Here is a 19,369-nt window from a genome sequence, read left to right as displayed (position 1 = left end):
GCCCGATCCGTTCGCCGCCATGCCGGACCTCGATGCCCGGCTCAGTCGCCTGCGCCAACGGCTCGCGGCCGAGGCCGAGCGGGAGGGTCTGCTGGACGTGGCCTACCGCAGCGTGGACTCGCCCGTCGGGCGGCTCCTGCTCGCAGCGACCCCGCAGGGGCTGGTCCGGGTCGCCTATGAGGTGGAGGACCACGACGCCGTGCTCGCGTCGCTGTCCGAGCGGATCAGCCCCCGCGTTCTGCGGGCGAACGGGCGGCTCGATCCCGTCGCCGTTCAGCTCGACGCGTACTTCGCCGGGGCCCGGTCACGCTTCACACTGAGCCTCGATCTGCGGCTCGCGACGGGATTCCGGCTCTCGGTGCTGGAGCACCTGCGCGACATCCCCTATGGCAGCACGGCCAGCTACGCGGCGGTCGCCGCGCTGGCGGGCAGCCCTCGCGCGGTCCGGGCAGTGGGGACGGCCTGCGCGACGAATCCACTGCCCGTGATCCTTCCATGTCATCGCGTCATATACAGCGACGGCCGGATCGGCCGCTACCTGGGCGGCGAGCAGGCCAAGCAATCCCTGCTGCGGCTCGAGGGGGCACTCTGACGCGGCGCGGAGAGGTCACAGGGCATCGGATCGCAATCGACACCTCACGTTCCGGCCTGTCCGGGCGTCTCCTTGCCGAGAGCCTCGTCAACGCTCTCGCCGCCGCCCCGGCGGCGGGCCGAACCCCTGGACGGGACAACGCATGTCTGCAGCACTTGTCACCGGGAGCAACCGTGGATTGGGCTTCGCAACCGCGCAGGCGTTGGCGCGGCTCGGGCACCGGGTCCTCGTGACCGCGCGGGAGCAGGCCGCGGCGGACAAGGCCGCGGCCGATCTGACGGCGCAGGGATTCGACGCCGACGCCATCGCGCTCGACGTCACCTCCCCCGACAGCATCGCGGCAGCCACCAGGCGGGTCGCGGAGCTGCCGGCCGGCCTGGACATTCTGGTCAACAACGCGGGGATCCTGCCCGAGGCCACGGACGGCGAGCAGCACGAGTTCGCCTCCCTCGATCTGTTCGGGAAGACGTACGCGACCAACGTCTTCGGCCCGGTTGCCGTCACCGAGGCGCTCCTTCCGCTGCTGCGCAGGAGCCCGGCCGGCCGCATCGTCAACGTCTCCACCACGATGGGCTCGCTCAGCGACCAGGCGAACCCCGCATCGCCCTACTACGGCCTGATCGTGCCGGCGTACCAGAGCTCGAAGGCGGCGCTGAACAGCATCACGATCTCGCTCGCCAAGAAGCTCGCCGACACCCCCATCAAGATCAGCTCAGTCTGCCCGGGCTTCGTGCAGACCGACCTGACCCCGATCAACAGAGAGCAGGCTCAACTCACCGCCGACCAAGCCGCGCAGGTCGTCGTCCGGGCCGCGACCCTGCCCGACGACGCCCCCTCGGGCACGTTCTTCGACCAGAACGGCATCGTAGCCTGGTAGCAAACACCGCGCCCGGGTAGCAGCGCGCCGCACCCGACCGGCATGACCCACCAGGCGTGACGGGGTTCGGTCCGGCGGGAGTCGCTGCGGCCGCCGGGTGCCGGCCTGCCCGTGGAGGACAGGCCTGGCACTCGACGGCCCAGGCCGCAGGCCGCGACGGAGCGCCCAGGATCAGCGGGCGCGGGTCAGCTGGCGGCCCGTTCCCTGCCGAAACGCCTGCGGCGACGACTCCCACCGGTCGCCCAGCAGCAGGTCGCTGCCGGCGAGGATGGCACGCATGAGGTTGGACGTCCGGAACGTCGGCTCGATGCCCATCGTGTCGATGAGCGTGGAGCGGAGGCGACGGAAGACCGAGGCGGCTCGCTTCGGATGGCCGGACCGGGAGTGGGCCACCATGAGCTGGGCGTGCAGGTCGTGCATCGGATGCAGGCTGATCAGGTCTTCCAGTTCGGGCACGAGCTCGTGGTGCCGCCCGAGCGCCAGGTCGGCCTCGATCCTGAGCTCGGTCGCGTGCAGCCTGGCCTCCTCCAGCGCCATGACGTGCGGTGCGCTGAGGCTGCCACGTTTGACATCCGCGAGGGCAGGGCCGCGCCACTCGCGCAGCGCCTGGCCCAACAGCCGGCTCGCCGCCTCGGCATCGCGCCGAGCCGCGGCAGTCCGCCCGGCCCGATATAGATCATCGAATCGGCACCGGTCGAAGTCGTATCCGTCCGCCACGATCTGGTATGCATGGTTCCGGGTGACGAGAACCTCGCGAGAATCCTGGACCGACGGCAGCCGGAGACTCCGCCGGATATGCAGCACGTAGAGGGTGCGTCTTTTTGAGCACGTAGAGGGTGCGTCTTTTTGAGCACGTAGAGGGTGCGTCTTTTTGAGCACGTAGAGGGTGCGTCTTTTTGAGCATTCCTGGCGGCGTGGCCGCCACCTGATCGGATGAGAATTCTGTGGGGCTGCGGTGGCCTGTTTGTCGCGTTCGGGGTTGTGTCTGGGATGATGGTGGGGCGTTGCCCGGTCGACGTCGGCTGTCTCTGGTGCGGACGCAGGGCTGCGCGGAGGTAGCTGTCGGTTACGATCAACTACGTCTGGTAAGTGCCCGGGCGTGATGGCTCACGCGTCCTACGTGGTGACGTAGAAAGCCTATGCCGCTGCGCGGCGACGGCAGTGGCGACCTATTCGAAACCGTCGATTCGATGTAAGTAGTCGGAAGTCGCGTGGGGGAATGCTGACGGGCGGTGTCACCGGGTGTGACACCGCTGGAGTCGGGCTGGCGTGGCTGGGTCAGCCGGGAGGCTTCCTCCAGCGGGCGAGGTCGTCGGGGTTGGCAGCCCAGGGCAGGAACCGGTCGAGGTCCGTCCCGGTGGGTGCTCTGGCGCCGGCGCGACCGCAGGCGTCGAGGTAGTCGGCCAGGTAGGTCAGTGGGTTGAGGCCGTGCAGGTCGGCGGTCGCGGTGACGGTGAAGATCGTGGCGGCGCGGCGGGCGGCGTCGTCGGTGCGGGAGCCGCCGGTGTTCCGCCGTGTGATCACCGGTTTGCGGATGATCCTCTCGGCCGGGTTGTTGTCCAGACCGATCATGGGATGGTTGCGGTGGGCGACCAGCCCGGTCCACTCCCGGTCCATCGTGGCCAGCGCCCTGCGCGCGGGTTCGGGCAGGCCGGGGGACGCCATGTGCTCGCGGCGGGCGGTGTCGATCGCGTCGATCGCGCGGTCCCAACCGGTGTAGGCGGTCGCGAGACGCCGCTCGGCCGGCGGGCTCGGGGCCGTGATCGCCGCCTGCCAGGCGGCGGCGAGTTCGGCGTGCGCCGCGTAGAGCGCGGCGATCCGCTCGCGCCACTGCCGGGCCCAGATCCCCAGCTGCGCGGGGTTCGCGTCGCCCGCGCGCAGGAAGTACCGCCGGACGTGGACCCAGCAGAACAGGTTGACGATCCCGTCCGCCTTCGCCCCCGCGGACGCGTAGACGGCGTAGAAGTCCGAGGAGATCACCAGCCGGCGCGGGCCGCCGGCGCCGTCGTCGCCCGTCAGCTGCCCGGTCTCGGCATCGATCCCGACATGGTCGGCGAGCACCGCGGCCGAGCGGGTCGGGTCCATCACGAAACACACCGAGTCCGGCCCCAGGAACACCCACAGCCACCAGCGCGCCGAGCCGTCCCCGCCGGTCGGGGTGAACACCCGCCAGGTCGTCTCGTCGGCGTGCAGGTGCCACGCCCCCCGCGACCGCCCGGCGATCTTCTCCGCGAGCGGGGCGAGTAGGTCGCCGACCTGGGCGCACGCCCCGGTCAGCGTCGCCGGCGAGATCTCCGCCCCCTGCCGGGACAGGCCGGTGACCAGTGAGTTCTGGGAACGGCCCGCGACATAGCGCTCCACGACCAGCAGGGCGAGGAACCGGTGCGTGAACAGACCCTTCCCGATCGCCTTCGACGGGCCCGGCGCGGTCACCGTCACCGGCCCCCCGCACCGGCAGCCTCGCCGGTAGCGGCGACGCCGCGTGACCCGCAGCCGCACCGACACCACCCAGTCGAGCTGCTCGACGACGTGCTCACCCCACGGCGTGAACGACGCCCCGCACGACGGGCACGTGTAACCCCCGCCCTCGAAGTCGCCGTCGACCTCGTCACGCGCCAGGTGGTCGTAGCTGCGCCGGCCCGAACGCGCCCCCGGCCCCCGCGGCCGGCCCGTCGACCCACCAGCCCCCTCACCAGCCGCCCCGTCCCGACCATCACCGCTGTCCCCTGCGCCGGCGCAGGCCGGCGGCCCGCCCGACGCGCGCTCCGACGACCGGCCGAACAGCATCCGACGCAACGTCGCCAGTTCCGCCCGCAACGCCTCAAGCTCGGCCGCGGCCGCGGTCTCCCGCGCGAGCAGCCGGGCATGCTCCGTCCCCAGCTCCGCGAGCTCGACTCGCAGACGGCCGTTCTCCACCAACACATCCGCCAGCGCCTCACCACCAGCAACGCCGCAAACACCCGACTCGACAACCGCCACGCACCACAGCAAACCATCCCGACCAGCGAACCATCACCCACGGAGACCATCAGGCCACACCCAGCCCCCGCAGCCACCGCCAACGTCGATCAACTCAACGGGACTTCCGACTACGTACGTTCGGGCGGTGGCCGGAGGGGTGCCGTAAATAGAGAAGTCCCCGGTAGATCACAGGGTGTCTACCCCACTGTGCCCTTGACCGAGGACTTCCGTTGCTAACCTACCCTGGTGTCGTCGACCTGCCCGAGTCGACCCTGACCTTCCTCGCGGGGCTGCTGGCCGAGGATCGCGCCCAGCGTCGGACCTGGCGCAAGCTGCCCCCACCCGAGCAGGCACTCCTGGTGCTCGTCCACCTCCGCAAGGGTGAACGCTACGAGCAGCTCGCCGAGGGCTTCCAGGTCAGTGTCGGCACCGTCCACAACTACATCCGCGAAGCCGTCCGCCTGCTCGCCACTCACGGCCGGACCCTGCTCGCCGCGGTCTGGATCTTCGCGTGGACCCAGAGCAACTTCCTCATCCTCGACGGCACCGTCGTGCGTACCAACCGTGTCCGCGCGCACAACAAGCTGTACTACTCGGGCAAGCACAAGTACCACGGCATCAACCTGCAGGGCCTCACCGACCCCTACGGCCGGCTGATCTGGATCTCCGAAGGGCTTCCCGGCTCCGTCCATGACCTCACCGCGGCCCGGATGCACGACATTCTCGATCTGATCGACCGCTCGGAGCTCTACCTCTACGCGGACAAGGGCTACGTCGGCGGCGAGGGCGACCGCCTCCTCGTCCCGATCAAGAAACCCAAGAACAACGACCTCCCCGACCGTGACAAGGAGGCCAACCGGACCCACGCCACCACCCGCTCACAAGGCGAACGAGGATTCGCGGTCCTCAAGAACTGGCACATATTCGACCGTTTCCGTGGCTGCCCACGCCGCGTCGGCACCTTCGCCCAGGCCGCCCTCGTCCTCGCCACCGAGGGCCTTTAGGAAAACCAACTTTGAAATGGCTCACTGACCTACGGGCTCGCAGGCACCACAGAGGGACGACGTCGGACCGGACGGCACCAACATCCTCATCAGGACAGGGTGCCGGCGCAAGCCGGCATGATCACTGACCTGGACCAGACCGCGTCCCTCCAAGACCCGCGCGGTGAGCTTGTGGCTCTGGTCGGGCCAATCTCGCGGCGGGCATCCGTCGCCAATCCAGCGGAGAACCGCGAGCTGGCGCTCGTTGGGTTTGGTTGGACGCGACACAGGACCACCTCACGGCGTCCGGCAAATTGGGCGGAATCAGGTAGATGAGTAGCTCACAGCAGCATCGCTGACGCGCAAACTACTCGGCCTCATCCGGATAGCCGGATCGTGGGGCCGCCGAATGCAGGAAGGACCTGACGCGGCAGGTAATGGGAATCGTCGAATCGTCGAAGCCGCGTATGACGACGATCATCCAGGCGCCCGGCGGATCCGCAATATTCTTGAGCGCTGCGGATAGCGTCTTTCGTGCAGGAGGCGACCGCAGGCACACGGCGGTATGGCGAAGCCGGGCGGTCAACATCGCCTGGCCAGACTCTGGATCTTCGTCGCGGCACGCTGTAGCACCGGGTGCTACGCTGGCATGGTGAGCACTCCTGAGATCACGCAGCGGGACCTGCGGTCGAGGTCGCGGGAGATCATGGACGCCGTCGAGCATGGGCAGTCGTTCACGGTCACTCGGGATGGTCACCAGATCGGGCAGCTCGTCCCGATCCGGCGCCGGCGCCGGTTCGTCTCGCGGCAGGAGTTCGCCGCGATGTCACGCAACGCACCTGACACCGGCCTGGAGGCGTTCCGCGCCGACCAGGAGGCCGCGGCCGACCACGAGGCGACGGATGCCTATGACCAGTGAGCCCGTCCGGCAGGGCCTGCTGGATACCAACATCCTGATCCTGCGCCGCTGGGTGAACGTGGCCGAGCTTCCGGACGAGATGGCGATCAGCGTGGTGACGCTGGCGGAGCTGTCCGCCGGGCCACACCAGGTGCGGCGTAACGACGAGCAGGACCTGTACGACGAGCATGAGGAACGGGCACGGCGGATGGAGATCCTCCAACGTGCCGAGAACGAGTTCGATCCGATCCCGTTCGACGCCGAGGCGGCGCGGGTCTACGGCCGGCTGACCGCGGCCGTCGTCGCCGCGGGCCGCAAACCGCGCCGCCGGACCGCGGACCTGATGATCGCCGCCACGGCGGTCGCGGAGGACCTTCCACTGTTCACCACCAACCCCGGCGACTACACCGGCCTGGAACGGCTCCTACGCACGGTCCCCGTCACGAGGCCGCCATTGCCCCACGAGAGGAAGCCCTAACCCAGCCGGGGCGGCGAGGCTGCTGCCATACGTCGATGGCGGACGTTTTCGGGTGTCACGGGCCGCACCCCGATCTGGCCAGCCGGATCCGGGAACCCCAGACCGACCATGACGACACGATCAACCCGGTAAGCCCAGCGCGACAGTCTGGGGCGCCGCAGCGATCATGGGGAGGTGTAGCAACGGGTGTAGCAACAGAGGCAACCGACCACGCACGTCGACGGCCTTCCACTTCCGTTCCCGACCGCCGGGAACGACGCGCCGACCGTCCCGGACGGTCCCCTCGCGTCCGGCGGGTGGGTGCCGACCGTGCCGCATGCGGGGCGCACCGATCCCTCGCAGGATGCGACGCGCGGACCGCGTGCCCGCCACGACCGGGCGTCGGTTCCGGCGTTCTGGACGGTGGTGGACGGGCGGGTGGTTGCCGGCCCGTGGGCGGACCGGTATGACGCAGTCCGGGCGGGGGATGACCATCCCGGTAGCGCCGTCGGCTACGGGGTGGTAGCGGCGGACGGGACGCTGACGAGCCGTTCCGCACCGGATGATCTCGCGTTTAATCGCCTGTGGTCCGAACAGGTCGCGCGGCTCACCGATGACCATGGGGGGAGGGTGCGCGCGACCCGGGACGCTACCGCGCTGCTCACGGTGCGGGTAGCGCGTGCGCTCGTGCTGGCGGGGGTGCCGGTGGCGGACACTACCGGGCGGGAGGCAACCGGCGGGGTCCTGCTTGTCCCGGTGCGCACGGGTGCGTACCGGGGGGTGGCGTTGGGGTGGGCTACCCATCCCCGGATGGCCACCATCCCCACGGCGAATCGGCCCGTCCCGGCCGGGGTGGGTGATGTGCTGACCTACGCGGTAGCGGCCACGCTCGACGCGCTGGGGTTCACCGTGCGCTACGGCAGGCAGACACGGGCGCATCTGGTCACGGCCGGACCGGGGGACGCGCGATGAGCGACGTGCCGACGTGTGAGACACCCCGTTGTGCCGCACCCGCACTGGTGATCGTCTCCGATGGGAGAGAAACGGCGTTGGCGTGCGCCCTATGCCACGAGGCCATGTTGCGGGCCAGCGGCGGAGTGATCCGTGGCATCGGTCTCGTCCCCCGGACCCCACGCCCGTAGCCGCTTGCTAGACGCTTACAGGAACAGGCCCCCCGCACCGGATACGGTGCGGGGGGCCTGCCGCATGTTGGGGTCAGTCGGTGGGGGGTGGGTCGGGGGGTCGGGGGCGTGGATGGTCCCGCATGGTGGCGAGCAGCACCGCGAGGGCGTTGATCTGTTCATCGGTCAGTGGGGGCATCGCCCATACGGCGCGGCGGATCGCCGTGTGTTCGTCGTCCGGTTCGTCGGCAGGGTGGTCCGGCGTGCTGGTCATCGCGGCTCCCTGACCCCCCGCCGGTCGTCACGTGACGACCGGAGGGGGGTTGCGGTTGCGCCGGGTGGGGGTCGGCGGGGGTGGTTCGGGACGGTCGCGTGGCACCCGGGGGTGGACGGCTACCGCGACCGTGCTGTGTTTGTTCAGATCACCGGGGGTGCGCGGGGTGCGGGCATGGGGTGTTGCCGCTACCTGGTCGCGGGCGTGGTGCTAGCGGGCGGCGTTCCCGGGGTTGGGTGCGGTGTGGCGGGGGTGGTCGCTGCGCGGGCGTGCGCGGTGTGGGTGTGGGTGTGCCCTACCCGCGTGTAGGGGTGCGGGGTGGGTCCGCCCGGTGATGTGACTGTCTGTGGCGATGTGCCGTGGTGTGCACGGGTGGGGGTGTGTGGGTGCCTACGCGCGTAGGCGCGCACGCACGCGCGCGCGTAGGGCCGTGCATGCACGCCGGGGTGCACGGCGTTGCACGGGGGTGTGCACGGCGGTTCCGTGACGGTGGGTCATGGGCGGTGGGGGGTGGCGTGCCAACGGCCGGGCGCGGCCTGGCGCACCTTGCCGGCTTCCTGGAGCTGCTGTAGGGCATAGTACACCCATCGACGGGGCCGGCCGGTGGCGGTCACCAGGTCGGGCACGCTGGCGCCGTCCGGTGTTGCCGTGAGGGCAGTCCACAGGGCACTGTTGGGGTCGGGGTTATGGTCCGTGTGCGGCCCGTCCGACCGGGCGGGTAGAGCCGGTGGCGTGGGATAGCGGCTGGTGATATCCGCCACGGTGTCGTCGTCTAGCAGGTAGGCACGGTGGGGTGTGGGCGTGGTGTGGTCGGGGTCAAGGATGAGGAACACGCCGGGAAGGGTGAAGGCGTCGGTTCGCCAACCACTTTTGTAGGCGCCTGCGCCGAGGATGAGGTCTGTGTCGGCGCGTTCCCGGACTCGCAGCGCTATCCGGACGTCCATCTGGCTACGGATAGCGCCGTTTCCCGTCGCGTCTTGGGTTGGTCGTTGCGTGGCAGCGATGAGCGTGACCGCGACTGCGCGGCCGAGACGGGCCAGAGAATCAGCTATGTCCAGTGCTTCCGGGGGGAGTTCCGCGAATTCGTCGACCAAGATCGCGAGTGCTGGGCGTTCCCGGGTGGGGTTCCAGGTCCTTTCCCCGCGCTGTGCTTGCTCGCGGGTGCGCCGGTTCAGTTCTTCCCATGCGGCGGTGAAGAGGGTTAGGGCATCGTCCGGTGTGGTCGCGAGCCTGCCGAGTGATTGCGCCCACGGGCCGAGTTCCATGCCGCCTTTCAGGTCCACTCCCCAGACGGTCACATCGTCTGCGGGAATGAGCCCGGCGAGGATCGTGTTCACCAGGCCCGATTTCCCCGCGCCGACGACGCCACCGATGAGGACATGGCGGCGGAGGAGAAGAACGGTTACGGCCGTGCCATCCTCGGAAACGCCGATAGCAATCGGTTTGGTGATCGTCGCGGGGTGGTCGTGTCCGGGCCAGGGGTTCGGGCGTGCCAGAGGATCGGTTTCTGTCACTCGGACGATGACATGGTCTTCACGGTCGGGATCGGCGGTCACCCGTACCGAGTTTGGCCGGACACCGAGCATGGAGGCTATTTCGTCGCTCCGGGCGATGGCGCTACGGGCGGACATGCCACGGCGTAGCGCCACTCGCGCGGTATATCCCCACGCATCTACTATCGCGGACATCACCCGTGAACCGGAAAGCCCCGCGTTTTCGGCGAGGACAGGCCACGCCTGCATGGTGCGCTCGACCCGGACCCGTTCACGTCGGCGCCGATGTGCCCACCATGGGATAGCGGCCACAGTGCCGGCTGTGACGAGCAGGGTGGGAAGGGGTGGGTGGCCAGGGCTGAGAATCGCGGCGGCTGACCACCATCCGGACGCGAGGATGGCCACGGTCACGGCGTAGGCGCGTTCGATCCGGCGCGGCATCCTGCGTGCTACCACACACGCCGTAGCCAGGCTGAACAGGGTCATCAGCACCACGGCACCGGCGCCCCACGCCCGGTGTGCCACCGTGGCGGACACCGCCAGGAACAGAGCGATATAGAACGGGAGAAATTCGCTGCGGAACCGCCAGAAGAAACCGGTGATACTGGTCACGGCCATCGGGCCGGAGTGGTTCTCCCGGAGTTTTCGTCGGGTGGAACGGCGCATGTAGCGGCGCATCCGCCGTATTTCCCGTGTCATCCGACGCTGATCGTTGGTGTGGGTTCGTGGCATGGCTTCTCTTCTCAGAGGAAAACGGGGGTGTCCGGAAGCCGGACACCCCCGCGCGGCCTACAGATGAATAGAGGAAAATATGCCGAAAATCTGGTTGAGAATGCCCTGAAACGTGTCCGAGAAATTGGACTGTGCGACGTAGAAACCGAGCGCGGCGCAGACGAACGCTTGCCACGGGTTGAGGTCAAACGCGCGGATCATGACGATGACAACGATAAGAAGCAGGAAGAGAATGGAAAAGGGAATCATCAGTGGTTGGCCTCGTCTTCGTCATCGTCAAAGTTGGTGTCATAGGCGATGCCTGCCGCGAACAACCACAGATCCTGGGCGGTCAGCCATTCCGCGAGGGTCTTGTCCCGGTGGGCTTTCAGCAGGCTCTGTACGTACCGGATTGCTTCGATACCTTTTTCGTCCTGGCCCAGAATGTCCATGAAGATGTCGTGGAGGACTGCGCTTGCCGTGTAGCCGTCCATATGGGTGTCGAAGGCGTCGGCCGCGCGCTTCTCAAGGACGGCGAGCTCGCGATCATCGAACACGGCAGTCACCTCGCGAAAGGGAAGGGAGAGGGGAGAAAGAAAACGCGGGAATGGCACGGCCAACCGGCGTCGGGCACGGCCGCGGGCGGTATTCATGCTGCAGGTTGTATCCGGCTAGGACGCCTAGCAGAAAAAGATCGGCGAGCCAGACTGCAAGGGCTGTCCAGAAGAGAACGCGGTGCATTCTGGTCACGGCTTGTGTGTCCACTTCGTAATAGCCCGCGCGGCCAGAAGAATGAAAATGATAGCGATGAAGTACTTGCCGTATCCGGGGGTGGATGTCGTGGCCGCCCACGAAAATGTCCAGAGGGCCAGGGAAACCGGCACGAACACCGCGAGGAAACGCCACAGCGGCACGGCCAGAACCAGCAGGAAAAGGAATAGAAGAAGTAGGAACACAGGAACTCCCGAGGGATGGGGGCAAGCCTTCGGGGCCGTTTCTGTCAGCCCCGCCGGACACCGCCCATGTTTCCCGATGAAAAGCCGCACCGCAGGTATTAGACCGGCAAATCCGGGGGGTATTAGTGGCTGGGAGCCGGAATTCCGGGGGACCGGACCCGGACCAAACCCGGAACGATCATCAGCGCGCGGACACCCCGGACTCAACCCTGACCAAACCCGGAAAAAACCCGGATGCGTGAGCGTGCGATCACTGGCCTGCTGTGTGCAGGCGCAACGGCGTATGCACGGGACGACGGGAAGACGGATCATGACGGGCGATGACCGCCAACGGCGACTCATAGAAGATCTTGGGAGGCTTGCCGATCACGGCGTCCGGGGTCCCGAAGACATCATCAACGCCGCGCCACGCCTGCTAGCCCTCGTGGCAGCGCAGGGAGGCGAGTGGGCGCGCGCGCGGGGGGTCGTGAGGCTGCTGCACGCGGCCACACAGGCACTCGGTCACCCACGCGGGTCAGCCCTGCGGGCACTACTCGCGCTGGACCCCGCGCCGCGTGGCATGGGAGTGCGGCTCACAAAAACGGAACGGCGCCACGCCGCCAGCGTCTACTACCGGATTGAGGGAGACACCTTCCGCAAGACACACGAGAAAAACCTGATAACCGCGCTCGCGATCGAAATCGACCACCGACTCACCACCGGGCATGACACCACACGCGGTGATCATGCCGGAGACGGGCACGGCCGCATGCCATCCACGCGTCCCGGACCCAAAAACCCACCGCCACCCGCAAGCACCTTCCGTCCCCTTGCAAAGAGGGAAGCAAAAGGAGGTCCGTGATGTTCAGCCGGTTCTACCAGGAGCCCGACGGAAAAATCCCCTGGTATTTTATCGCCGTAGTCGTCCTTTTCGTCGCCGTGCCGTCCGTTATCGCCGGAGCATGGCTAGGATGGCTCACCCGATAATATGTCCAGGCCTAATACGAGAGGCATAACACACTACCCAGTTGATTTCTAGGAGACCGCACGGACCGGGGCCGCCCGGGTTGGGGTCGCCCGTCGGACCGGGGCCGGCATGGGCCGGGGTCGCCCGTATCGCTATCGATGCAGGTCACAGCGGATGCACCGGACAAGACGACAGCGTGTGGCGCCGCTACGCTCCCACCCGCACCGCTACCGGCAGGCACCGCGCCACAGGCAGAGCCTCACTCCGATAGAGACGCGACGAGGCAGCTACTCTCTGTTGATCATCTGCTCTACCTCGTAGGTATCCGACAGCAGGTCGACGCGGGTCACAGTCGGATCTTCGACCAGCGCACGCCGGGCCCGTCGGGAAGGTCCATCCTTCGGGCCTTCCACGCAGGAACGTAGTACAACGCTCCGGCCCTACCAGGCGCCGCGATCAGCCGGACGAACGGCATGAGCCCCGACTCACCTCACCCTGCCCCCGCGAGGCGGTATCGGCGACCGGCCGTTCACCATCGAAGATCTGCACCCGTTCGACCGCCGGAAGCATCCGCAGCAACCGCGAGGCCAGCGCCGGAAGGTCGGCGTTACGGAGCACGTCCGGACTCGCGATGGTTGCGGACGGCCCTCGATCATCCTCATAACGAACCAAGATCGTCAACATGGCGGAAGGTCCCTGATCGCAGCTGCGTTCAGCATCCCCCGCACTCCAAAGCAAGAAGATCGCGTGGCTTCTCCGCAACCAGAACGCGTGAGCCCGCGTCGTCCGTCAGCTCCACGGACGCCACCCCCGGTTCCTCCAGAGCCTCGCCCACGATCCGCCGCAGACCGGCCGCCACGACCGGAGCCCACTGCATGTAGGTCGTGGTCGGCGCGGCCCCCTTGTAAACGATCTTTATGTACGGCATCCCGTCCCCCTCGCGGCTCACATGGGTGTCCCCGGGCGCACCGGCATCGTCGGCGGCAGCACACCCGGGGACGTCTAGGTAGGGCACCCCGTCGTGTGTAGCCCAAGGTGACCCGAAGCGCCCTACGACAGAACATGACAGATAGCGAGGGACGCGGTCACCCCCCGCAAGGGACATGCTGGGACGTTCTAAGATCGAAACGTCCCATGCCCTCGGTCTCGGGAGCCGCAACGTGCCCAACGAAAGATTGCGAACCGCGCTCACTCGCCGTAGCTGGACACCGCCCACGCTCGGTGAGGCTCTGGGTGTCGACGCGAAAACGGTTGAACGATGGATCACGAAGGGGCGGACTCCGCACCGAACCACCGCGATGAAGGCCGCGCGACTACTCGGGGAGGAAGCGACTATCTATGGCCCAATGTGGGTAAGCGTGTCGCCATGGATGAACGACACGGCGAAGTCGTCACGGTCTACACGGAGCGAAGCGCCGTCCCGAATGCTCTGTGGCTCGCCCTTCTACAAGAAACTTCGAGCGTGCTCGATATCCTCGTCTATGCAGGTCTACACCTACCTGAAGCCAACCCGTCCTGGGTGCCGGAAATCCAGAGGCGTTGTGGCGATGGGGTGCAAGTACGCATCGCGTTCGGCGACCCCGAATCAGAGGAAGTGCGAACGCGCGGAGAGGAGGAAGGGGTTGGCGCTGGGATGGCTGCGCGCATTAGATATGCGCTCTCCTGGTATCAACCGATACTCGGAGTAGAAAACCTTCAGGTCCGCTTTCATGCAACGGTGCTGTATAATTCGATCATCCGATTCGACGATCAGATGTTGATCAATCCGCACATCTACAGCATGCCCGCATTCCGCGCCCCGATTGTCCATCTGCGTAAGATCGACGGCGGACCCCTGTTCGAGACCTACGCTGAATGTTTTGAGCGAATTTGGGCGCAGAGCCGAGTGCTGGAAAACAAGGAGGGGTGACCTGTGCCTCGTGTTGACTACTTGAACGATCCCGAAGCTCCAGCGGCTAACAGCATTGTTCCGGCTGTAAGTGCGATCGTTCCCGATAGCGAAGGACGGATTCTCCTGATCCGTCGTACCGACAACGGATATTGGGCCATCCCTGGCGGGGGTGTTGAGCCTGGCGAATCAGTCAGGCAGGCTACCGCGCGTGAAGTCATGGAAGAGACCGGGATATCCTGCGAAGTAACCGGAGTGGTTGGGATCTACTCCAATCCTGGCCACGTAGCGGCCTACGACAATGGCGAGGTGCGGCAACAATTCTCCATCTGTTTTCGAACCAGGATGACCGGTGGTGAACCTAGAACGAGTGACGAATCTTCACAGGTGAGGTTCGTAGCAATTAGCGATCTCCCTTCATATAAAATGCATCCGTCGATCCGACTGCGAGTTGATCATTATCTCGAAGAAAGGAGTGAACCGTATATTGGCTGATAGCTGGTAATATTAATAGGTCGACACGCTCGGCGAGGCCCGACGCTCGGCGAATCGTCGCAGGTCAGTGATCATGCCGGCTTGCGCCGGCACCCTGTCCTGATGAGGATGTTGGTGCCGTCCGGTCCGACGTCGTCCCTCTGTGGTGCCTGCGAGCCCGTAGGTCAGTGTGGCGCGGAGGTCCTGAGGAATCCTGTCCTGCTGCCACGAGCGCGTACCTCAGAATCTTTGATGACAGGCCCTCCCCGGGCGGTCCGTGTGGATCACTGATCGTAAGGGAAGGAGGCGGTCTTTCATGGATGTGCTGATCGACCGGGTCGCCGGGTTGGACGTGCACCGGGACACGGTCGTGGCGGCGGTCCGGGTTGGCGGGCGTGGTGGCGGCCGGCGGGGGGAGGTGCGGACCTTCGCCACGACGGGAGCGGGACTGACCCGGCTGGCCGGGTGGCTGTCGGAACAGCGGGTTTCTCTGGTGGGTATGGAATCCACGCCTGACTACTGGCGCCCGTTCTACTACCTGCTCGAGGCCCGCGGTCTCACGGTGTGGCTGGTTAACGCCCGGGACGTCAAGAACGTCCCGGGAAGACCCAAAACGGACAAACTCGACGCGATCTGGCTGGCCAAACTCAACGAGCGTGGCATGCTACGGCCCTCCTTCGTGCCGCCACCCGAGATCCGCGAGATCCGTAACCTCACCCGGCTGCGCCTGGACCTGACCGCCGAGTGCACCCGGCACCGGCTGCGGGTCGAGAAGCTCCTCGAGGACGCCCTGATCAAACTGTCGACGGTGCTGTCGGACATCTTCGGGGTCTCCGGTCGGGCGATGCTCGACGCGCTCGTCGCGGGCGAACGTGATCCGAAGAAGCTCGCGGCGCTTGCCCGCGGCCGGGTCAAGGCCACCCAGGCCGAGCTGGCGACCGCGCTGACCGGCCAGTTCACCGAGCACCACGGTTACCTGCTCTCGGTGCTGCTCGCCCAGATCGACGGCCTCGATCGGCGGATCGCCGAGCTCACCGAGCGGATCGACACCGCGATCGCCGCCCTGCCTGCCCCGGCCCACGCCGCCGCCGACGCCGCCCGCGGTGGCGAGACCGGCCCCGACGGGGACGCCACCACCGGGACCGGCCAGGGCGGCGGTGGCGCCGCGGCCCGGCCCGGCCTGGACATCCTCGACCGGCTCGACGAGATCCCCGGCATCGCCCGCCACGCCGCCCAGGTGATCATCGCCGAGATCGGGACCGACATGGCCCAGTTCCCGACCTCCGGCCACCTGAACTCGTGGGCGAAACTGACCCCCCAGACGATCCAGTCCGGCGCGAAAAGCCGCACCGGGCGCACCGGCAAGGGCAACCCCTACCTGCGCGGCGCCCTCGGGGAGGCCGCCATGGCGGCGGCGAAGACGAAGACCTTCCTCGGCTCCCGCTACCGGCGCCTCGTCAAACGCCGCGGCCATCTCAAGGCCCTCGTCGCCGTCGCCCGCTCCATCCTGACCATCGTCTGGCATCTGCTGAACGACCCCACCGCGCGGTTCCATGACCTCGGAGTCGACTACCACGCCAGCCTGCAGAGCAGGGAACGCCGCAAGCGCAACGCCCTGCGCGAGCTCAAGAGCCTCAACCTGAGCGCACAGGAGATCACCGCCCTGCTCGCCGCGGCCTGACGGCCGCCGCGAGCGGAACGCCCGACCCGGCGGCCTGACGGCCGCTCTGTCGGGGCGACGACCGGACACGCCAGCACCGCTCACCGTCAGAACGGCCAGCCGGCAGCCCACGGGATCCGCCGCTGTCGCGCGCACCAGCGGCCAAGTGCCCTGGCGGGCGCGAGCGTGCCCACGTTCAGTTGGTATTTCCGGTCAGATCACGAGGACTCGTGTGGTAGCAGCGTGTCAATCTGACACCAGCACGCGCTCCCTGGACCGTCCGCCGTTGAAACGGACGGTCCGGCCGCGACGCTTCCCGAGTCGGGGCAGGTCAGACGGCTACATCAGCGGATTCCGTCAGGTTCTCCGGCCCATCTGTAGCTACCGGTGTAGCAGCGGCCCACGACCATCCGGGAGTGATGCGGCGCGCCGGACCGCGAGTGCGAACATCGCAGGTCATGAGGCTTCAACGGCCCGTTCAGAGCGGTGCGGCGCCGGATCTGCGCCTCGTGACGAACGCTTGACCAGGGCTTTTGCGCGACGCCGGATGCGATGGGGCGCGGTGCCGAGGCGATCGAGCTGGCTCGACTGTTTTGCCGCAAAGCGGACGGTCTGTCGGAAGTGTCTGTGCAGGTCAGCGGGGTGCGCGGGCGACCGTCCGCCGTCTAACTGCGGTCGCCGTTGCTACAGACGTTGCTACATAACGATCTTCAAATGGCCTCAAACGATCTCAGTCGCGAGGTAAAACCCCTGATCAGAGGTGGTGGGCAGGGGCGGGGTCGAACCGCCGACCTTCCGCTTTTCAGGCCGAAATGACCGTCATTTCGACGTCCGCGGACGTACGTTTTCGGCCGTGGAAGGCCGCCGACGTACGCGCCGGTTCGCCGGCGTTGCTACACCCGTTGCTACACCTCGACCCGTCCTTGACGAGGGTGCGGCTCGCACGGCAGCGCATCCGCTCGACCCCACGCCCGTGTGGGTCCGCGCGACTTGCCGGTGTCTGTGCCCCTCCGACGTCGCCTGGGGCCGCCCCGAGCCCGAACTCAGCACGAGGCACCGTCCTACTCACTGCCCTGTCCTCCCCCACTCCAAGAAGATCGGTTTTGCGGATGCCGGGGACAAGCCGCCGGCCATCTGCGATCACTGGCTGGCTTCGGTGCAACGCCGCCGCAGGCTGGCCGATCGGGATGGCCGTATTGCTGTCGGTCAGGGGTGGTACCCAGTGAACGGCCAGAGCGAAACCTCAGCCGCCTCGCCCTGCGAGGACTCCTCGGGCTCGGCTGGGCCCGCGTACGCCGTGAAGCTCGTGACCACAATGATCGGGATCGTCGTGGGATTGACGTTTCTGTTCGGGTTCGGGAACTCTTTCGCCCTCGGCCTGCGTTTGGGAGTTCCGGTTTTCATCGCCCCCTTGGTAGCTCCCGCGGTGGATTTGTCCGTTGTCGGGCTGCTGCTGGGTACCCGTCAGATGGCTCTGTACGGCGGCCCCGCCGACGTGCAGCGATCCGCCCGGCGCCTGCTCATCTTCGCCAGTCTGGTCACCTTGGCTCTCAACGTCGCCGAGCCCCTGATTGCCGGCCAGTACGGCAAAGCCGCGTTCGACGCCGTCGGCCCACTTCTGATGATCGGCTGGGCCGAGGTTGGCCCAGGTCTGATTCAGGCCATGCAGACTACCGGGGCGCGCGCGCCCCTGCCGACCTCACGAACCGCGGATGATTCGTATGAGTCGATGCTGATGGACCAACCACCGGTGCCCGCGCAGCCTGGTCAGGATGGCAGGGCGGAAGTGCTCTCGGCAGACGAGACACCCTGTCGGAACGGTCTGGGTGCGCGGGAGCAGGACCTGCTCCACCGGGCGCGAGCCGAAGACGTGCTGCACTGGCAGCAGCACCAGCGCCCGATCTCCGCTGAGACGCTGCGTAAACGGCTGCATGTCGGCGCCGGTACTGCCCGCAGACTGGTCGCGCAGCTACGCAGCGACATCCACGCCCAGATCGAAGGCAATGCAAGGTCAGTCGGCGGTGAGCCCCAGCAAGCATTCTGATCGACAGAGACTGAGCGATGCCCGTGCCCGCAGCTGGTCTGGTGGCACGGGCATCGCTGCCGAGCTTCCCCTGTAGGGCTGCCGGCCAGTTATGGAAGCTGGGATGTCTTTAAGGTGCGGCAATAAGCCCGAGGTAGATGAGCCTGAAGAGCATCGCTTGACGGCTTACGACGAAGCGCCCAGCGAGCAGCCCGGCCAACTCTTCCTCGCTGCCGACCGGGCTGTTTCGGACTGTGGTCTCGAATGCTGTTCTGACCCATTTGGTGGGCATGAGAAGTGCTGCGGCGAATGAGTTCGCCTCGATCTCTTCCTGGTCTGTAGCCATAGACGACAGGCCATCCCGGAAGTTCACGCGGGCGCGTCCGTCTAGGTAGACAGTTCCACGATGTAACGTGAAGTGTCCAATTTCATGGGCAATAGTGAATCTTTGTCGGACGACAGCGTTGGCCGCATTGACGATGATCATCGTCCGGTCGGGCTCGCGGAGGAGTACGCCCGAGACCTCGTCGTCGCGGAACGGTTCCTGAACGACGGAGATCCCCTCGGCCGCTGCGATCTTGTCGACTGGCACGGGTGGAGCGGCGACGGCATGACGGGCGAGGAGGTCATGAGCTGCGCGCTCAGCGTTGCTCGCCACGGTCCTGTCTGCCTGTTCTATCTACGCCCCGACGGACCCAGTCAAGCACATGAGCAGGTGGCGCCAGGTCATCGAGGTGCGCGAGAGCCGGCGACGGTGTCGGCGGGGCGGGCAGGAGGTCGCGTGGATCGACCCCGATCGCGTGCGCCAAGTCGAGGAGCTGATGGTAGAGCAGGCGCTGCCGCCCCTTCTCAATGTTGGCGATAGTCGGGCGGCTGATACCTGAACGCTCGGCGACGTCGCGCTGGGTCAGCGAAGCATGTCGACGTGTCTGGGCTAGCCGCTCTCCGAACTCCTGGTAGGCGGGCTCGATTGTCATCCTTGACCCCGTGTGCGAGTGACGCCAACATCATGTGATTGATACAAACATCCTGGACCAGGCTTGCTGTCCTTGTCA

At 67.0% G+C, this 19,369-nt stretch carries 22 protein-coding genes; 10 read left to right on the top strand and 12 right to left on the bottom strand.

Annotation, left to right across the window (positions count from 1 at the left end; genetic code table 11):
- Positions 1-19 precede the first annotated feature (19 nt).
- On the top strand, positions 20-592 hold the full coding sequence (locus FRANCCI3_RS00735) for a methylated-DNA--[protein]-cysteine S-methyltransferase (protein WP_347272520.1): 573 nt from the start codon (positions 20-22) through the stop codon (positions 590-592).
- Between the two features lie 142 nt (positions 593-734).
- Complete coding sequence (locus tag FRANCCI3_RS00730) at positions 735-1,469, top strand: SDR family oxidoreductase (protein ID WP_011434621.1); 735 nt, start codon at positions 735-737, stop codon at positions 1,467-1,469.
- A 171-nt stretch (positions 1,470-1,640) separates the two neighbouring features.
- Here the strand turns inward: FRANCCI3_RS00730 and FRANCCI3_RS26560 are convergent, their stop codons facing one another.
- Both FRANCCI3_RS26560 and FRANCCI3_RS00720 read right to left on the bottom strand, forming a co-directional pair.
- On the bottom strand, positions 1,641-2,186 hold the full coding sequence (locus FRANCCI3_RS26560) for an AfsR/SARP family transcriptional regulator (protein ID WP_157858537.1): 546 nt from the start codon (positions 2,184-2,186) through the stop codon (positions 1,641-1,643).
- Positions 2,187-2,747: 561 nt separating this feature from the next.
- Positions 2,748-4,448 carry an IS66 family transposase gene (locus FRANCCI3_RS00720; RefSeq protein WP_237704555.1) on the bottom strand — a complete coding sequence of 567 codons (1,701 nt, stop codon included), beginning with the start codon at positions 4,446-4,448 and terminating at the stop codon, positions 2,748-2,750.
- 212 nt (positions 4,449-4,660) lie between these two features.
- Between FRANCCI3_RS00720 and FRANCCI3_RS00715 the strand changes: the two genes are divergently transcribed.
- The 4 genes from FRANCCI3_RS00715 (at position 4,661) to FRANCCI3_RS00700 (ending at position 7,740) form a co-directional block, all read left to right on the top strand.
- Positions 4,661-5,434: an IS5/IS1182 family transposase gene (locus FRANCCI3_RS00715; protein ID WP_011434618.1), complete on the top strand. Its 774-nt coding sequence runs from the start codon at positions 4,661-4,663 to the stop codon at positions 5,432-5,434.
- A 628-nt stretch (positions 5,435-6,062) separates the two neighbouring features.
- Positions 6,063-6,332: a type II toxin-antitoxin system Phd/YefM family antitoxin gene (locus FRANCCI3_RS00710; protein ID WP_011434617.1), complete on the top strand. Its 270-nt coding sequence runs from the start codon at positions 6,063-6,065 to the stop codon at positions 6,330-6,332.
- Positions 6,316-6,789, top strand: a complete 474-nt coding sequence (locus tag FRANCCI3_RS00705) for a type II toxin-antitoxin system VapC family toxin (protein ID WP_011434616.1) — start codon at positions 6,316-6,318, stop codon at positions 6,787-6,789. Before FRANCCI3_RS00710 ends, FRANCCI3_RS00705 begins: the two co-directional genes overlap by 17 nt.
- A 309-nt stretch (positions 6,790-7,098) precedes the next feature.
- Positions 7,099-7,740: a hypothetical protein gene (locus tag FRANCCI3_RS00700; protein WP_011434615.1), complete on the top strand. Its 642-nt coding sequence runs from the start codon at positions 7,099-7,101 to the stop codon at positions 7,738-7,740.
- A gap of 243 nt (positions 7,741-7,983) precedes the next feature.
- Here the strand turns inward: FRANCCI3_RS00700 and FRANCCI3_RS00695 are convergent, their stop codons facing one another.
- From FRANCCI3_RS00695 to FRANCCI3_RS00665, 8 genes are all read right to left on the bottom strand, one after another.
- Complete coding sequence (locus tag FRANCCI3_RS00695; RefSeq protein WP_023842169.1) at positions 7,984-8,163, bottom strand: hypothetical protein; 180 nt, start codon at positions 8,161-8,163, stop codon at positions 7,984-7,986.
- Between the two features lie 494 nt (positions 8,164-8,657).
- Entirely contained in the window at positions 8,658-9,719 is a 1,062-nt protein-coding gene (locus FRANCCI3_RS26555) for an FtsK/SpoIIIE domain-containing protein (RefSeq protein WP_157858587.1), read from the bottom strand.
- 726 nt (positions 9,720-10,445) lie between these two features.
- Positions 10,446-10,637, bottom strand: a complete 192-nt coding sequence (locus FRANCCI3_RS00685) for a hypothetical protein (protein ID WP_011434612.1) — start codon at positions 10,635-10,637, stop codon at positions 10,446-10,448.
- Complete coding sequence (locus FRANCCI3_RS00680) at positions 10,637-11,020, bottom strand: hypothetical protein (RefSeq protein ID WP_131728958.1); 384 nt, start codon at positions 11,018-11,020, stop codon at positions 10,637-10,639. Before FRANCCI3_RS00680 ends, FRANCCI3_RS00685 begins: the two co-directional genes overlap by 1 nt.
- 93 nt (positions 11,021-11,113) lie before the next feature.
- Entirely contained in the window at positions 11,114-11,323 is a 210-nt protein-coding gene (locus FRANCCI3_RS00675) for a hypothetical protein (RefSeq protein WP_023842166.1), read from the bottom strand.
- Positions 11,324-11,852: 529 nt separating this feature from the next.
- Positions 11,853-12,065 carry a hypothetical protein gene (locus FRANCCI3_RS25780; RefSeq protein WP_134352052.1) on the bottom strand — a complete coding sequence of 71 codons (213 nt, stop codon included), beginning with the start codon at positions 12,063-12,065 and terminating at the stop codon, positions 11,853-11,855.
- A 660-nt stretch (positions 12,066-12,725) separates the two neighbouring features.
- A complete protein-coding gene (locus tag FRANCCI3_RS00670) occupies positions 12,726-12,953 on the bottom strand; it encodes a hypothetical protein (protein ID WP_035959083.1) in 228 nt (75 codons plus the stop codon).
- A gap of 28 nt (positions 12,954-12,981) precedes the next feature.
- Positions 12,982-13,218 carry a hypothetical protein gene (locus FRANCCI3_RS00665; RefSeq protein WP_035732209.1) on the bottom strand — a complete coding sequence of 79 codons (237 nt, stop codon included), beginning with the start codon at positions 13,216-13,218 and terminating at the stop codon, positions 12,982-12,984.
- 417 nt (positions 13,219-13,635) lie between these two features.
- Here FRANCCI3_RS00665 and FRANCCI3_RS25775 point away from each other — a divergent pair, with 417 nt between their 5' ends.
- The 4 genes from FRANCCI3_RS25775 (at position 13,636) to FRANCCI3_RS00650 (ending at position 18,335) form a co-directional block, all read left to right on the top strand.
- Positions 13,636-14,178: a hypothetical protein gene (locus FRANCCI3_RS25775; protein WP_011434607.1), complete on the top strand. Its 543-nt coding sequence runs from the start codon at positions 13,636-13,638 to the stop codon at positions 14,176-14,178.
- Between the two features lie 3 nt (positions 14,179-14,181).
- A complete protein-coding gene (locus tag FRANCCI3_RS23805; RefSeq protein ID WP_011434606.1) occupies positions 14,182-14,652 on the top strand; it encodes an NUDIX hydrolase in 471 nt (156 codons plus the stop codon).
- A 295-nt stretch (positions 14,653-14,947) separates the two neighbouring features.
- Positions 14,948-16,312: an IS110 family transposase gene (locus FRANCCI3_RS00655; RefSeq protein ID WP_011434605.1), complete on the top strand. Its 1,365-nt coding sequence runs from the start codon at positions 14,948-14,950 to the stop codon at positions 16,310-16,312.
- A gap of 1,201 nt (positions 16,313-17,513) precedes the next feature.
- Positions 17,514-18,335: a hypothetical protein gene (locus FRANCCI3_RS00650; RefSeq protein ID WP_011434604.1), complete on the top strand. Its 822-nt coding sequence runs from the start codon at positions 17,514-17,516 to the stop codon at positions 18,333-18,335.
- Positions 18,336-18,444: 109 nt separating this feature from the next.
- On the opposite strand, the gene FRANCCI3_RS00645 is transcribed toward FRANCCI3_RS00650, so the two are convergent.
- Both FRANCCI3_RS00645 and FRANCCI3_RS23800 read right to left on the bottom strand, forming a co-directional pair.
- Positions 18,445-18,906, bottom strand: a complete 462-nt coding sequence (locus FRANCCI3_RS00645; RefSeq protein WP_049760801.1) for an ImmA/IrrE family metallo-endopeptidase — start codon at positions 18,904-18,906, stop codon at positions 18,445-18,447.
- 49 nt (positions 18,907-18,955) lie between these two features.
- The gene (locus FRANCCI3_RS23800; RefSeq protein WP_011434602.1) at positions 18,956-19,291 is read right to left on the bottom strand and encodes a helix-turn-helix domain-containing protein; all 336 of its coding nucleotides are present in this window, start codon (positions 19,289-19,291) and stop codon (positions 18,956-18,958) included.
- Positions 19,292-19,369: the final 78 nt, after the last annotated feature.

The organism is Frankia casuarinae, from assembly GCF_000013345.1.
Taxonomy (GTDB): domain Bacteria; phylum Actinomycetota; class Actinomycetes; order Frankiales; family Frankiaceae; genus Frankia; species Frankia casuarinae.
Note: the sequence above shows the minus strand (reverse complement) of the source record. Positions and strands in the feature narration are given on the sequence as shown.

Excerpts from the sequence above, each read along its gene's own strand:
- FRANCCI3_RS00735 (WP_347272520.1), top strand. The coding sequence starts at position 20 with ATGCCGGACCTCGATGCCCGGCTCAGTCGCCTGCGCCAACGGCTCGCG.
- FRANCCI3_RS00730 (WP_011434621.1), top strand. The coding sequence starts at position 735 with ATGTCTGCAGCACTTGTCACCGGGAGCAACCGTGGATTGGGCTTCGCA.
- FRANCCI3_RS00710 (WP_011434617.1), top strand. The coding sequence starts at position 6,063 with ATGGTGAGCACTCCTGAGATCACGCAGCGGGACCTGCGGTCGAGGTCG.
- FRANCCI3_RS00705 (WP_011434616.1), top strand. The coding sequence starts at position 6,316 with ATGCCTATGACCAGTGAGCCCGTCCGGCAGGGCCTGCTGGATACCAAC.
- FRANCCI3_RS00695 (WP_023842169.1), bottom strand. The coding sequence starts at position 8,163 with ATGACCAGCACGCCGGACCACCCTGCCGACGAACCGGACGACGAACAC.
- FRANCCI3_RS00685 (WP_011434612.1), bottom strand. The coding sequence starts at position 10,637 with ATGATTCCCTTTTCCATTCTCTTCCTGCTTCTTATCGTTGTCATCGTC.
- FRANCCI3_RS00680 (WP_131728958.1), bottom strand. The coding sequence starts at position 11,020 with ATGAATACCGCCCGCGGCCGTGCCCGACGCCGGTTGGCCGTGCCATTC.
- FRANCCI3_RS00670 (WP_035959083.1), bottom strand. The coding sequence starts at position 12,953 with ATGTTGACGATCTTGGTTCGTTATGAGGATGATCGAGGGCCGTCCGCA.
- FRANCCI3_RS25775 (WP_011434607.1), top strand. The coding sequence starts at position 13,636 with ATGGATGAACGACACGGCGAAGTCGTCACGGTCTACACGGAGCGAAGC.
- FRANCCI3_RS00655 (WP_011434605.1), top strand. The coding sequence starts at position 14,948 with ATGGATGTGCTGATCGACCGGGTCGCCGGGTTGGACGTGCACCGGGAC.
- FRANCCI3_RS23800 (WP_011434602.1), bottom strand. The coding sequence starts at position 19,291 with ATGACAATCGAGCCCGCCTACCAGGAGTTCGGAGAGCGGCTAGCCCAG.